The sequence below is a fragment of the Clostridium sp. AM54-37XD genome (genome assembly GCF_003478225.1).
Classification (GTDB): domain Bacteria; phylum Bacillota; class Clostridia; order Lachnospirales; family Lachnospiraceae; genus Coprococcus; species Coprococcus ammoniilyticus.
Map to the genome: position 1 here is coordinate 134654 of NZ_QUEV01000004.1, position 14710 is coordinate 149363.

Below are 14710 nucleotides of genomic sequence, written 5' to 3' on the forward strand. Positions count from 1 at the left end.
ATTAATCTCCTAGCAAATATAATCCAGACTGCTTTTCAACGCTTCTCATACTATTCATACATCTAAATCTATCATCTTCTTCGATATCTTCTTTTAACAAAGATCTCTTCTTTTTTCTGTGATACCACAGTTCACCTTGAGCCTCTTCTGCCCATTTCATTTCAATGAACTTCACTTCTTTGATGACATTATCTAACTCACGTTTATCAACGATCTGAACATATTTAAATATAATATCCTCAACTTCTTTAACTTCTGGAAGCGACGGATCAAATCTTGAAGCATTTTCATTTTCGAGCAATTCAGGGCACATGTATCTACATAACGTTACAAATAATGCATGAAGTCCCCTATCTCTGGCTCTATCTGAAAAAGGTGTCAAACTTGTAGCTTCTACATAACGGTATAGTGCAGCGTGATATCTTAAAAACTGTTCATAGTGCGACCTATCCCTAGAACGAGATGCATTATAAATCATAAACACAAGACCTGGATTATCACGTCCAACACGACTTGTAGCCTGTATATACTCAGCATTTGTTTTGGGTTGTCCAGCAACAACCATCGTTCCCAATCTACCTACGTCAACGCCGACTGAAATCATATTTGATGCAAGTATAAAATCAAATGGTACATCTTCACCCTTCTCACTTGTATATGGGACCTTAAGTCGAGTCTGAATGATATCTGAAATCTGGTCATTCGTCATTCGACTCGTTAATTCTTCAGAATACTCATATTTATTATTTCCGGTAAATTTAGGATTAAAATCCGCAAATTTCTTATCCTTTAAGTATTGATATCTACTTTGAATATCATCTACAACCTGTGTCTGTGCACCACCCAATTCTCGAATACTGTTGAAATATCCAGTTAACGTCCAGAAGTTATCGATTGCTTTATCACTATATCCTTTATCAATCAGATATCTGGAGGCAAACAACCATGCCGCATACACTCTTATAAGAGTTGTTGTAAAAGTCGCTCCAACTCCCATAACTCCCATATATAGTCTTGCCGGTCTCTCCTCTGGAGTTGACTTCACAGCAAAAAAGGAATCATCCGCACATGTTCCCTGTGGCGGAAACTGAGCAAATTTTCTTCCATATAAAGCTCTAATCTGCTTATCCGCATTACGAATAGTTGCTGTTGAAGCTACAACCTTTACTGGTACCCCATCACGTTCACATATTTTTGTTATTGCAGCCTCATATATTCCAGTCATTGTTCCCAATGGTCCGGAAATAAGATGAAGCTCATCTTGAATAATCAATTCAGGAGGAAGGCATTGTTTATCGACTGAAAACAACGCCGCCGGTTTATCTTGTAACGTAATCTGAGCAAACTTATCCACCGTAGCAACTATAAATGTTGGTCGAATTCCATAGATTTCCTCGTCAATTAAGTGAATAGGCAAGCTTTCCTCTTTTGAAAAAACGCATTCGCCATTTGTACACTTTATGTTCATACGTGTTTTTGCAGCATTAATAGAATAATTCTTAGGATATATTCTTTTACCGCACCAAGGACAAATCTTTATCTGACATGGATCCGCCTCATCTTGATCTACATTTCCATTGTTATGTAACTTTGCCAAAGTAGTATCTGCCACTTCAATCGTACCTGGAGTAAGTTTATTTCCAACCCACAATCCAATTGATATTTCGCTGCCCAGTAAAGCATATTTCTTTCGTAACAATTCGCAAGCACAAATCAAGATACTAGCCCTTTCAAACTGCTGAATCGTTAGCAATCGTAAGGTATATCTCATCAAAACAGTTACACCGTCTACACCTTCTTCATGGCTTAGTCTTCTGTAAAAAATACAAAAGGCAGCAATTCCTAAGTATGCCTCGGTTTTACCACCACCAGTAGGAAACCACAACAAATCAACCGTCTTTCTGTCATCCCCAGTCGGATCTACAAATGACATTATTTCAAGCATCATAAATGCAAGCTGAAACGGATACCAATTAATATTCTCATCTTTTGGTTCCCTTCCACCCTTTATTATTGATTGTCGTCTTTGCATGTACATAGCTTCGTTTGCATATCTAAAAGCCTTCCATGCATTTCCATTTTCCTTCGCACTGTTTCCGAGAGTCTTAACTGTTTGCTCAATTCTCTCACAAACAGTCAGACACTTATTTATATTATTATTTGCACTTTCCGCATATTCTTTGGGAATGGATTCTTTAAGCTTCTTAATCCAGTCTCTATATTCATCTACAAAACTCTCTAAATTAGCAATTATTTCTTCGGCATCTCCTGTGTGTAAATATTTCATGTTGAACACAGGGTTATTCTCTATTTGACGTGCCTTCATTTGAAGAAGATTAAATGCAGGCATAAACGAGCTCTTAATATAGTCTGGTTCTACCTTCTCTATATCCCATTCAACAGCACAACCATGCCCTTGGCCAAAGCAACCATTAGCTGCATATAACATATCAAGCTCTGATAGTTCTTCATCGTCAGTAAGTTCAATTTGTCTGCGAACAGAAGTAAACACTCTTCCTTCCATTTCATCGGAAACGATAGTAATTTCTGGTTGAAATAAAGAGTGATTATTCTTTTCATCAAAATCAAACTGATCAATTACATACTTGTTTGTGAGAACTATGGTAATAACTGTTTCCCCACTCTCAAATGTTTTGTGAGTGAACGACCTAAGATATATCTCATCAACAATTCTGTATTCTTTATCTTTTCCTATATCAAATACAAATGCCTGTTTTCCCGGCTCTCTAACCCAAAATAACGTCTTATCAGTCACATCATTTTCATATTTACTAACATCAAGTCCTTGTTTATCTATCTCTTCCTTTGTATTTGAATGATACTGAGCATAGCTTACAGACACTTTTATTTGCTTAACACCTGGCTTTACTGTAAAAGTAACACCCATAGTACTTGGATCAATAACGTTTGTGGACGCCAATGCACTGTCATATGAATCAGTATTCTGATCCATGCCAGAGTTTGTTGTTACATCCTCATCTGTATCGCTTTCATTATCCTGCTCATCCTTTGCTCTTGGATATAGTTTTCCCATAACATAATATTGTGTAGGACGCTCAACCAGTATTTCATCTTCATATACAGGCCCAATAAGGTCTTTTTTTACTATGTCTATGATTTCCTTTCGGGCCTCATAGAACTCTTTATAATCCGCCATCTCATTCTCCTATTAGTATTCCGCTTTGCTATAACCAACAATGGTAACTGCATTCCAAGTGACCATTTCTCCAAAGGCTTTTACACCCATTTCTGAACCATCAAGCTGATCAATTACAGAAATAACATCATCGACATATATGTCTGTAAAACGCTCCGGATAGACATTAAAGTACAATTCTGCTCTTGAAGGTAACTTATAAACTATATGCAGTGCTCTACTTAATGACTCGTAAAATTCTTTGCTTGTATATCCAAGAACATAATTATCTTCAACAAGAACAATTTTGTAACGTACAAACTCCGACTTATGTTTATCTTTAATCAAAACAATTTTCTTTCCTACGAGGTCATCATAGTTTTCCCTGATATAAAGCTGTGCTCCACTTTCTCGTACAAAGGATCTTAAATCTATATCTGGCTCCCCTGTAACTTCAAAATACGTCAAGCGTTGTTTGTTATACCCTACATAATCAGATTTAAAGCATCGTCTATCGCCTTCTTTGTCAATTCGAATATAATCTGCTTTTGCATTTATTCTATATATCTCACGCTTAGGTCTAGTCAATGCGACATAGCAAACTTTATGTTCTTCTAACTCTTTTTCATCTTCAGAGAAAATATCGTTTTCAACTAATACTGCGTCAAATTCTCGTCCTTTTCCTCTATGAATATTCGTAACAGTTAAACCAGATACCCTTTCATGCGAATATAACACCATAGATCTTGAATTGGTCATTACGCCCTTCAATATATCTCTCACACCAATTCTTTCTGACGAAACGCGCGCAGCTTCTTTTATAGCATTCCATACCTCATACGATTCTGCGTCTTCAGGATCTGCTATTTGATTGTATAGGGTTGTAAAGTCATCTTCATCTACTGAAGTCAGCTCATAATCATTAAAAACCAAAGCTATCCATTTATTTAATGTGTTATCTCGTAATCGTTTCTTTAAAACGTGATTAATTCCCTTTTCCTTCAAAGCCGCTGATATTTTCAGTGCCTGGCCATTGGTTCTGGTCAGTATTCCTACAGTTCCTGAATCCAGTAATTCTCTTAAACTATTTTGTGTTATCTTATCAGCATCATACTCCTTGAACTGATGTATTCGTTTTTCGACATCATTATGCCAATAAGAATCACAGTCTTTAATTCTTCCACTTAAAATATGCTTTCTATACCCATCACCTAAATATGCAAGTTCATCCTCTTGTCTGTAATTTCTTGTAAATGTATAGTACGCGAATTTTGGCATATCATTTGCCATAACACTATAAAACTGTTTTGAAGTCATCCGGTCATTTCTTGCCTGATAGTCATATATTGACTGACAAGCATCTCCAAGCAATGTTACTCCTGAAGGCTCCGGTATATTTCTTATAATAGCAAGCACCATCCGTGCACGCTCCTTTACCAAATCCTGAACCTCATCAACAAACAGATGGCAACATTGTTCCATTAGCTCTGGCAAATCCGTTATAGTACTCGTAAACAGATTAATTCTCTCATCATAGTTCAATTTTCCAATGTCATAGTATTGCAGGTTATCATATTCACTTTCATCCTTTACCCAGTACAATACTTGTGAAGCAAATGAGTCAAAGGTTCTGATATCAACAAGATTAATTACTTCTGATACACGTTCTTCATCAGCTGCTTTTTTTAATCTATTCTTTACAACTTCTACTGCAGCTTTTGAAAAGCAAAGCACCAAAATAGTTTCAGGATCCACTTCCTGAACATCTACAAGATTTATTATCTTTTCAATCAAGGTCCACGTTTTACCTGTTCCTGGACCGGCATTTATTATCATGCGCCTTGATACATCCGCTTCAATAACTTCACGCTGATCTATCTCAACATACTTTTCAAAATCGTTCCTTACATTTGAAGATGTGGAAATAACAGGTGTGGTAACCTGCGCTCTTAGCCTCTTTACATTCGACCCGTATAAATAAAAAAGTATATCTTTATAATTTTTTGCACCAATCCTTGGTTCTCTATCTGTAATCTCCAATCTTGGGGAAGTTCCAAAATTGTCATAGCAATAGAGTCCTTCATCATCCTCGTTTACAATTCGTAACAGCTTTTCGTTAATATAGATTATTTTTACCGGGTTGATTTTATAGAACGAAAAACCTGTTTGCTTGTTGGTATAGTATTTACGTGAATAGTACTTTTTACTTCCATCAGGCCTAACAAAAAACATCTGACCTTCATAAATATCAAAAATACCATCTTCCGATGCCAAAAAATTTCTTTCAATAAACTTAATATTCTCAATGTAAACAGGCTTTATTTCCTGGGGTTTTGTCCCTTCTTCAACATCTTCAGTAACTTCAAAGATTTCTATTACTTTATTCTCAAATCTGTATTTATTCGGGTTTCCAAAGAACTGCGTTTCCTGCGCAAGAATCAGCTCCTCGTCTTCCGATTCCAGAACTATTGAATATGTATATTCACCATCTACGAAGTCTTCCGGTAATTCAATTTTGTTATCATCAAATTTCAAATTCAATGAGTAAGCTTGATTCTCTTCGTCATACAAATCCAGTCTGATTCTTTTATTCCGATTTCCAATGAAGCTAATGCCACCATCCCAGTAGATAAATTGCTCATCAAACGTAAACACAGGCATCCTAATAAACATTTCAGAAAAGATAATCTGTCCCAAAGTATACCTATGATTCTGCACTGAAACAGTAACCGGATAGTTATAAGAAGCCTTGCTTCTTTCCTGCTCTGCAATAGCAAAAAGATCTATTTTTGAATCCGAAAATCGCTCATCCCCGATTTCAACTTCAAAATCCAATTCGGATGAACAGTTTATCTCTAACTCAGCTCCCTGCTTAATGTCATCAATCCATACATTCTCTCCCGGATAAATGTTGTCAATGTTGTTCCAATGATAAGTCATAGCCGGAACATCAACCTTTATACTTCCATCCTCATATTCAATTACTATGACTTTTTCGCCTATTTGAATATTATGCCTCTGCATTTCTTCATTGATTCTAATATCAGCAAATGCTTCATCATAATCATCCTGCATAACATAACAATCTTTATTAAAAGAGATGCTTAAATTGCTTAGAACGAGAAAATGTTTTTCATAAATGACCGCATTTTTTTCTAAACTAACAATACTTATTGATAACACATTGTTCACTGAAGAAAGACTGCTCAAGGGTATTTCACATACGTCTCCGTCTTTCCAGTAATCAGTTAGCTCTATTTCTTCGCTTCCACAGTATATACGTATACTATTTCCCTGACGTTCTCTATCTAAATAAATGGAAAAACTATCCTGAACAAGGGCTATCTTACACTCATCCTCTTCTGTAACATAATGACATCCCTCCACAAACTCCGGTTCTGAAATCGTCACCTCTCTGATATTTGATGTATCCATGGCGACAAGTCTGTCATTATAATAGATTGCATAATCATCATTCAGGCAAATGTCTAGGTAATTATTACCTTTTTCAAAAACGTCTACTTCTTCAAAAGATATGCTATCCACATAAGGTGCGTAGATTTCATATCTTCCTGGTTTTAATCCACTTATGCTGGCTTCCTTGCCGTTTTTTAAAATCCAAAATCTTTTATGAAGACTCTTTCCGGAGTCATAGATAACGTCTCCATCACAGATTATTTCTACTTTTAAATTGCATGAATTTAGACCTGAAATAGTAATTGGAATACTACAACCACTTACTGTTTCTCCAAGCTCATTACCATATATTTCTAGTATTTCTTTAGAAATTAACCTTCCTTCCTCATAAAGCTTTATTTCCGCGTATTTATGTCCTGTATTCTCTAAACGGATAGTCGGCACAGCTATGGATATTCCCGATGAAGACAATACAACCTCGTTCTAATTTTTGAGTATGATAAAGCAGTGTCACCTGTACGTGACACTCTTTTTGTTATTTGCGCCTTTTCACCATCTAGCAATCTGCTTATCTTATTAGCGAACCAAACGTCTACCAGCTTATCTAAATATGATCTTGGTTCCTTTGCAGCATTCTGTATTAAATCATTTATCCTACTAATAATGCTGTCAAATAGAATTACTGTATATTCTGGTCTATTCTGTAATAGTCGTTTTGCTCCAAGTCTAATATGGTACTCTTTTGAACTAATAAACAGATCTTCATCATCTGACGAATTCCCATTCATTTTTGCATTTAAGGCTACAATCATCTTTTCTATGATTGGATCCTCTTTAATATAATTCCATCTCAGATTGTTTCTTAAGAAATCATATAATAATTCAAAAACAGAATCCCATGCATTCAGCGGTGCAAACGAATGTACCAGCACCGTCTCAAAAAACTCTCTGCCATTTTCGTCTTTAAGGAAAAATCTGTTTTTTGACTTAAGTGCTTTTTCTAAGCAGCAGGATATTATTCCCCAGATTTTACCTGAATCATCTCTGTATCCAAATTGAAGTGTAATATACTTTGTAAATCGACTTTCCTCGCTAGAATCCCATTTTTTTGCATAGTTTATCGTTGCCAAGGTAATAAACAAATACCAATTTATTGGCATACTCGAAACATAAGAAGGATTTTCAACGAGTATATCCAATGCTTTTTTTGCCTGTTCATTTATTTTATCTTGCGTTGATTCTTTAAGAATTGCATTTCCGAGAAGAGGATACTTTGCAAACAGTTTATCAGCAAATTTATACCCTTCTTTAATCTCTCTAACCTGCATATCTTTTTCGCTTGTAGTTCCCAATATTAATAACCCTCGTTTTTTGCTAAATCAATTTTGTGCTCCTATAAACGGCTTTCGTGTCAGCTCTTTCTCAACCTTATCCATTGTTTCCTGGAAACTCCGCTTCAATTCACACTCCCAGATAACAATTACCTTCCACCCAAGCTCCCTAAGCTTTTCCTGTTTTATCTGGTCGTTTTTGACATTTTTATCAAACTTCTCAAGCCAAAATTCCGTTCTCGTTTTTGGTGTTGTCGCATCTTTACATCCTTCATGCCGATGCCAAAAGCAGCCATGAACAAATATAGCCACATGATACTTTGGTAGAACAATATCCGGCTTACCGGGATATCTTTTATCATTCTTTCTGAAGCGATATCCTTTTGAAAACAGATATTTTCTGACTTCCACCTCAATTTTTGTATCCTTGCCTTTAATCCGGCTCATATTCCAGCTTCTTTTTTCAGGTGTAAGCTTATCGCTCATATTACTTCACCAGCTTTCAAGATTTCACTAATAACCAATCTTCAGTTACAACCTTAGGTGAATGTGGACTGAATGTATCATTTCCATTCACGCCATTCAAATCACTATTATTACAGCTAATCTTTGGCTCAGTGCAGCTTACTACCTCCACCTTAAGAACATAATAAAAATCTGCGGATCTTTCTTTACCATCGTTAGAACCATTCTCTGTCAGTAAATCATCAAGCTGCTTTTTTGAAACCAATTCACTTGATTTTATGATTCCTTTAAGCGGCTCTATTTCATATCTACCCGTAGCATTTATATCATTCTGATAAAAGCGAATATACTTTGCTTTTCCTATATCTTCATGATGTGAATACACTGATTCACCCTTGATAGCATAGTAATAAAAAACAAAAGTCCTGCCTTCAGATAAAAGGTCTTCTCTGCTCAGCAACTTATAATAATCAGGTCTCAAATAACCGATAACACACAAATCATTATGGATATTCTTATTGTCCTTTTCCTTACCTGTAGTTCTTTTATCTAACATACTAATCGCAGGTTCACCAAGTACAAGGTTGCTATAAGACAACATACGGTTAAGTCTGCTGTATTTTCTGCTACGTGCTTCAATGATTTCATATATAAAATCCTTCAATGCATTTTCACTGTCCGTCTGAATACTTGGTTTGATTGCAAAAGCACCTACTCCTGGAAGAACCTCCTCAAAGAGTCTGTAATTCTTTGTCTTTGAATCAAAATCTCCAGGATACAGGACGTAACTTCCTACAGTTCTTCTAATTGCATCATTGTATGTATGCATTTTCAGAAGATCTCCTCGCTTGTATGTATTCGTTACGCTATCCTGTTTATCATTTTCAACTTCTTCCTTTATCTGCTCCTCTATCATTTCATTTTCATCAGGTCCGATAAAAGATCTTAAATCCGTTATCCTGTACTTCGCATCAAAATGAATGTAGCTTACCGCACCTTCTCTGACGGCATCTTCAGTTTTAAGATAATCCGAAGGATACACTTCTAGCGTGTAATCCGGTCTAAACGGCCTTGAATATGATCCTGCATACTTTGTATTGGAAAACTCTTCCCTTGAAAAGGTCCTGTTATAATACAGATTCACCCTTGTACCCAAATCAGGAAGAAGAAATGCCTGACAAGAAGTCTGACCTTCGCTTAATGAAATAGTTAGACCATTGTCAGTATTGATGAACGGCTTTTCAGAAGCCTGTACACATTGGCAATTATCGATTGAACTGATAATTTTTCTAAGTTCAAAAAACAACCAATACTCATACAGTAATGCCGTATTTTTAGATTCTCCGCTATAGGCTCCTGCTCACCCTCCCAATTCAACTGAAGAGCAAGATCAACCATAGCTGCTGCGTAAAAGACTTGTCTATATCCTTCTCTCTTTTCAAGTACCTGATTATTCTGCGGCATAATCGTAAGTTCTCTTACATCATCAAAGAAATGATCTCTCAAAATGTCATCAGTAATTCTTTGAATCTCTAAAGCCTCCCGATAGCACTCCGTATACATATTCTGTCCTGCATTTTTTCCTTTTGCGGCATCAAGACTTGAACAGAGTTCTCTACATATCAGGTTGAATTTTTTCAAAGCAAACTTCACAAAACGGTTTGCAACGGTATCAAGACTGTCATACTTTCTTGTTGCAGCAACTTCTTGAGGCATAGGCTTTCCATTTACCATCTGCCAGCCTCTACTATGAGAAAAAGGGCTGGAATAAAAGCTTACACTTGGATAACCCTGTCCAATTGGCTTAAGGACTTCATCCTTCATAAGCATTCTATCCGGATTACGCTTTATATGTCCGAAAAGAGCCTGTAGGTTATGTGAGTAACAGAATTCCCTCAAGAAAATAAACTGCTCCAAAAGCGTCTTGGCACTATTGGTATCAGATGTTTCAAATCTGTTCGATGTAACACCTGAATACTCCAGCAAGATTTCTGCGCACTCTTCAGCCAGCTTTTTAGTTAACTCAATATAGTCCTCTTCATAATTCATCTTCTGAGGTACTATTTCAAAATCGACTACAGTTTCATCTGAAGAATTTTTTAAATGTGTTCTTCCAAGGTAGTTAATAAATCTAAAGGATAATGCATCTCTATCTCTGGTTACTTTGAGGAACTTATTATTCTTCTCATTTGGGAAACCGAGATTCTTACAAATCTGATCCGAACCAGTTTGAATGTCACCCTTTAATCTGCATGTATAAGTAGCTGTTTCGCGTAGTCTTAATATTTTCTGTCCATCCACTGAAGTTGCAATATCCAGCTTTGAGAGCACAGCTTTAGACGCAGCTTCTTTTTCTTCATAGGCAATCATATCTGTGCCTTCTTCTTCAGTAGCTACGTTAAAATCAATAGTATCCCACTCGCCCTGCGGATAAATTACTATCTCTATTCCATTTTTATCTTTAAATGAAATTGCTGCTATGCCCATTAAAACACCTTCTTACATAAAGCTTGCGTACTGATATTTATCAAGTCTTTTCTTCATCTGCTCTATCTTCTTCAATGATAAAGTCATTTCTTCTGATGAATCCCCAATTCCGTTTTTACATTTTTCTTCAAGAGTATCCAGTAACTCTCCTATCTGTTTTCTATCACCATATATTTTAGGAAGAATCTTCTGAACAATCTGTTCGTCCATTGTTCTTGTAAGATTAAAGTTACCTTTCTGTAACTCATATGCCGCTGCATAATACTGACGGATCTCTTTAACTGTACGATAAGCAAATTCAAAACCACTTTCCTGAAGTTCCTCGTAAATGCTATCAAGAAATTCTCGAACCTGCTCAAGTTTTATCTGTTCAACATTGCAAACTCCATTTCTTATAACAGACGCAAGATCTATAAATCCTTCAGCCACTCCATTTCCTGCACGAGAAACATTATTCACATCTACTGAACCTGTAATCAAGTTCAATACAGCTTCCTTTTCAGGCTTAAATTCTACAACATTAGAGCGATCTAACACCTTTGGACTAAACATATATGTTGTTTCATCAATATTAACTGTTCCTGTTACAAAAAGATTTTTAGGAAGTCGTATCTTTTCAGGAATCGTTATCTCTTCTCCATCTTTCGCTTTTTTGCCAGACACCTTGTAAAGTGGGATTTCTTCATCCGACTCCATTGCACTCAAAAAATCTGAAAAATATCTTTCCACATGTGAAAGATTCATTTCATCAAGTATAAGGAAATATGGCACTGTCGGATTTTTTATTGCCTGGAGAATAAAATCCAGTGTTGGAGTTGAGACATATTTCTCTTCAAGTGGATTATAAAATCCAAGCATTTTAGTATTATCTGTCCAGTCTGCACCAACAGGAACAATTAACCAATTTCTTTTACCATCTATTGTTCTTTCAAGGTACTGTGAAAACTGTTTCGCTATTCTGGTTTTTCCCGTACCACTATTACCAGTCAAAATAACAAACGGTTTAGTCAGAAGTGATGTGATATATCGCTCAGCAAAAACAGAATCAAATACGTCTGGTAAATCTGATATAAGAAATTCTTTCTTCAATACATGAAGATAATAGGTACCACCTTCGTCCTTTATTTCGAGAACATCAGAATAATATTTATTAACCAGCTTTATAAGCGCCTGTAGATAATTATTGCCCTGTGCACCCTCAGTTATATCTGTTCCAACCCATTCAGTAGTCAGTTTACATCTGTACTCTTCACCGTTTGCTTTTATAAGATATTCAGTATCAAACACCCTAGTCTTATCACTTGATGATTCTGGGTCAAACATTCCTGACGATGGACGTGCGAACATATACCGTAACCAGTTTCCTTCTGGCAAAAGCCCATCTGTATTTCCTGTATTTATCTTTATACTCTGATCCATAATTTCGATTCGTTCGATAATACTCTCGAACTCATCTAACTTATATATGTAATCAACAATTGCTTTTGCACAATCTTTCACTACAACTGGCAGCTTGATTGCTGAATCAAGCACTTCAGTCTGGCCAGAAATTTCATTTTCAAGCTCATCATAAAGAGCAGGTCTTTTTGCAAGATAATAGACCAGATTACCTAGATATGCAGATGAGGCATTTGGAACATCCATCTTTCCTAAAACACAAGACCCAAAAATATCCTTACATGATCTGATTTTATCGCCGGCATTAACCAGATTTTTACCTGGTCTAAATTCCTGATCTCCGTTAATGAATTTTTTCATATACTCTCTATCATTTTCAGAGTCAAAAAGATTAACATATGCAGATCCGCTATAATCCTGTGCTTTAACACAATTCATTACATCAGTATCAGTTCTCATATGATTATCAAAAAAATCGCAATACTGATATAAAGCCTGCGCATATTTTTTGCACATTACAGCCAGATACAACCATTGATTTGAAAAGAAAACATAGCTTTTATCAGTTTGAACAACTGATGTTGCTCCCCAAATTTTGCTATATGCTTTCTCCTCCTGTGAAAACATCTCATCCAACTTTATTCTTAAGCCTTCACTTATTGTAATTTCTGGAATAAGTCCTGCCTTGATACTTTCAGGTTGAAGCACAGGATCATTTAAATCTGCAAACATCTATTTACACCTCCAATATTTGTTTCACTATTTGTTCTGATACCTTTTCAACAACCGGAACTGCTACACTATTTCCAAACTGCTGATAGGCCTTTGTATTCGAATCCGGAAGCTTAAACTCTTTTGGAAATCCCTGCAGGTTAGCTGCCTCTCTTGGTGTTAGTTTTCTCGGATTCTTACCCGGTTGCTCAATCAGTATTTCACTCCCGTCCTTGTAATACCTTCTCGATATTGTGCTTGTATATTCAGAATCTCCATTGAATAAACAATATCCAAATCCATTTCCTTTTTCTTCATGTTCCAACTTTCTTCTTTGATGTCCCGCCCACAATTTATCCGAAATTGTAAATGTATCAGGAACATTTTTTCAAGAATAGATGAAACTTTTGTTTTCGTGTTTTCAGTCTCTGGATATAGAAATTCTTTAATATCCAAATCCTTTTTCCAAAGTACTATATAAATTCTAGGACGATTCTGTGGTACCCCATAATCTTTTGCGCACAGAACCATCTTTGCACATTCCTCTTTTAGTTTTGATACCGGACCATTATCAATAAGTTCCTGTGGAACATTACACGTATATCCCATCCCAGTAATTGTTCGCAGAACAGTTTGAATGGTTTTTCCTTTATCATTACTGATAAGTCCTCTAACATTTTCAAGCAATACTGCCTTGGGTTGATGATCACGGAGTATTTCCGCAATATGATAAAACAATGTTCCTCGCGTATCTTCAATTCCCTTTTTTAAGCCAGCATTGCTAAATGGCTGACAAGGAAAACCCGCACATAAAACATCAAATTTATCAGGGATTAATGCTTTAGTTGCAGGTATCGTAATATCACCAAATGGCACTTCACCATAATTTCTAAAATAAGTTTCCTTGGCAGGCTCATCCCACTCACTAGAAAAAACGCACTGGCCGCCCAGCTTCTGCATAGCAATTCTGAATCCGCCAATTCCTGCAAATAAATCTATAAATGTAAACTTGTTTCTCTCAGGCACTAATTCAATTTTATTATCTTTATTGAACAATTCTGCTGAAGGTAAGTCAGAAGCGTCAATTCCATTTTCTTTTAAAATGTCACGATACTTCTTTGCGTTAATCGTATCGCCAAGCTGAATCGCATGACTGATTAATGCATACTTTTCATCAAATTCCTTGTCTGTGAATCGAGTAAATGTGTTGTTGTAAATTGTCTTCTTCATTTAAGATTTGTATAACCTCTTAATCTTTAATTTTGTCGCATTTGGAGACATATTTATTTTTCAAAACTCATAACATCACCAATATCACAATTGAAATAATTGCAAATTCTCTCCAATACATCTAAAGACACTTTTTCGCCCTTCCCCATTTTTGCAATGGTAGTAGAGCTGACTCCGATCTTATCTATCAGATCCTTCTTTTGCATTCCATTATCAATTAATAATTTCCATAGACCGTTATATGATATTTTCACTAAGTACACCTTTCTTCTCCTCAGAGAACAACATTAAACCAATCTTTCACTATTATACCATCATCTCTCCATATTCGCTATAGAAATCTTTATGTTTGTAAAGTTTTTATTTCCACAGAAAAAGCATTGCTTTATTATTTTTCCATATAATGTTGAGATTGATTTTTTAATTCCCTACGGTCTTGTTACATGTCTAAATTATCAGAAATACTGTCCCATTATCTGGACTCTCGGACCTTTTTTCATGCTTTTCTAATCTA

At 35.9% G+C, this 14710-nt stretch carries 9 protein-coding genes; all 9 read right to left on the reverse strand.

Annotated elements, in window-relative coordinates; all coding sequences use genetic code 11:
* Window position 1 precedes the first annotated feature (1 nt).
* Entirely contained in the window at window positions 2-3178 is a 3177-nt protein-coding gene (locus DXA07_RS05155; RefSeq protein WP_118483715.1) for a hypothetical protein, read from the reverse strand.
* 12 nt (window positions 3179-3190) lie between these two features.
* Entirely contained in the window at window positions 3191-7045 is a 3855-nt protein-coding gene (locus tag DXA07_RS05160) for a UvrD-helicase domain-containing protein (RefSeq protein WP_147352505.1), read from the reverse strand.
* Window positions 7021-7926 carry a hypothetical protein gene (locus DXA07_RS05165; protein ID WP_118483719.1) on the reverse strand — a complete coding sequence of 302 codons (906 nt, stop codon included), beginning with the start codon at window positions 7924-7926 and terminating at the stop codon, window positions 7021-7023. Before DXA07_RS05165 ends, DXA07_RS05160 begins: the two co-directional genes overlap by 25 nt.
* 27 nt (window positions 7927-7953) lie before the next feature.
* Window positions 7954-8391 carry a very short patch repair endonuclease gene (locus DXA07_RS05170; RefSeq protein ID WP_118483721.1) on the reverse strand — a complete coding sequence of 146 codons (438 nt, stop codon included), beginning with the start codon at window positions 8389-8391 and terminating at the stop codon, window positions 7954-7956.
* A 16-nt stretch (window positions 8392-8407) separates the two neighbouring features.
* Window positions 8408-9676: a nuclease domain-containing protein gene (locus DXA07_RS05175; protein ID WP_182429569.1), complete on the reverse strand. Its 1269-nt coding sequence runs from the start codon at window positions 9674-9676 to the stop codon at window positions 8408-8410.
* Window positions 9580-10857: a DUF2357 domain-containing protein gene (locus tag DXA07_RS05180; protein WP_118483725.1), complete on the reverse strand. Its 1278-nt coding sequence runs from the start codon at window positions 10855-10857 to the stop codon at window positions 9580-9582. The genes DXA07_RS05175 and DXA07_RS05180 overlap by 97 nt, the downstream gene beginning before the upstream one ends.
* A 12-nt stretch (window positions 10858-10869) precedes the next feature.
* The gene (locus DXA07_RS05185) at window positions 10870-12987 is read right to left on the reverse strand and encodes an AAA family ATPase (RefSeq protein WP_118483727.1); all 2118 of its coding nucleotides are present in this window, start codon (window positions 12985-12987) and stop codon (window positions 10870-10872) included.
* A gap of 192 nt (window positions 12988-13179) precedes the next feature.
* The gene (gene dcm / locus DXA07_RS05190) at window positions 13180-14196 is read right to left on the reverse strand and encodes a DNA (cytosine-5-)-methyltransferase (protein WP_207663854.1); all 1017 of its coding nucleotides are present in this window, start codon (window positions 14194-14196) and stop codon (window positions 13180-13182) included.
* A gap of 53 nt (window positions 14197-14249) precedes the next feature.
* Window positions 14250-14450, reverse strand: a complete 201-nt coding sequence (locus tag DXA07_RS05195; RefSeq protein ID WP_118483821.1) for a helix-turn-helix transcriptional regulator — start codon at window positions 14448-14450, stop codon at window positions 14250-14252.
* Between the last annotated feature and the right edge of the window lie 260 nt (window positions 14451-14710).

What these genes read in the sequence shown, in the direction of transcription:
- DXA07_RS05155 (WP_118483715.1), bottom strand. Translation starts at nt 3,178, where the DNA reads ATGGCGGATTATAAAGAGTTCTATGAGGCCCGAAAGGAAATCATAGAC.
- DXA07_RS05170 (WP_118483721.1), bottom strand. Translation starts at nt 8,391, where the DNA reads ATGAGCGATAAGCTTACACCTGAAAAAAGAAGCTGGAATATGAGCCGG.
- DXA07_RS05180 (WP_118483725.1), bottom strand. Translation starts at nt 10,857, where the DNA reads ATGGGCATAGCAGCAATTTCATTTAAAGATAAAAATGGAATAGAGATA.
- DXA07_RS05185 (WP_118483727.1), bottom strand. Translation starts at nt 12,987, where the DNA reads ATGTTTGCAGATTTAAATGATCCTGTGCTTCAACCTGAAAGTATCAAG.
- dcm (WP_207663854.1), bottom strand. Translation starts at nt 14,196, where the DNA reads ATGAAGAAGACAATTTACAACAACACATTTACTCGATTCACAGACAAG.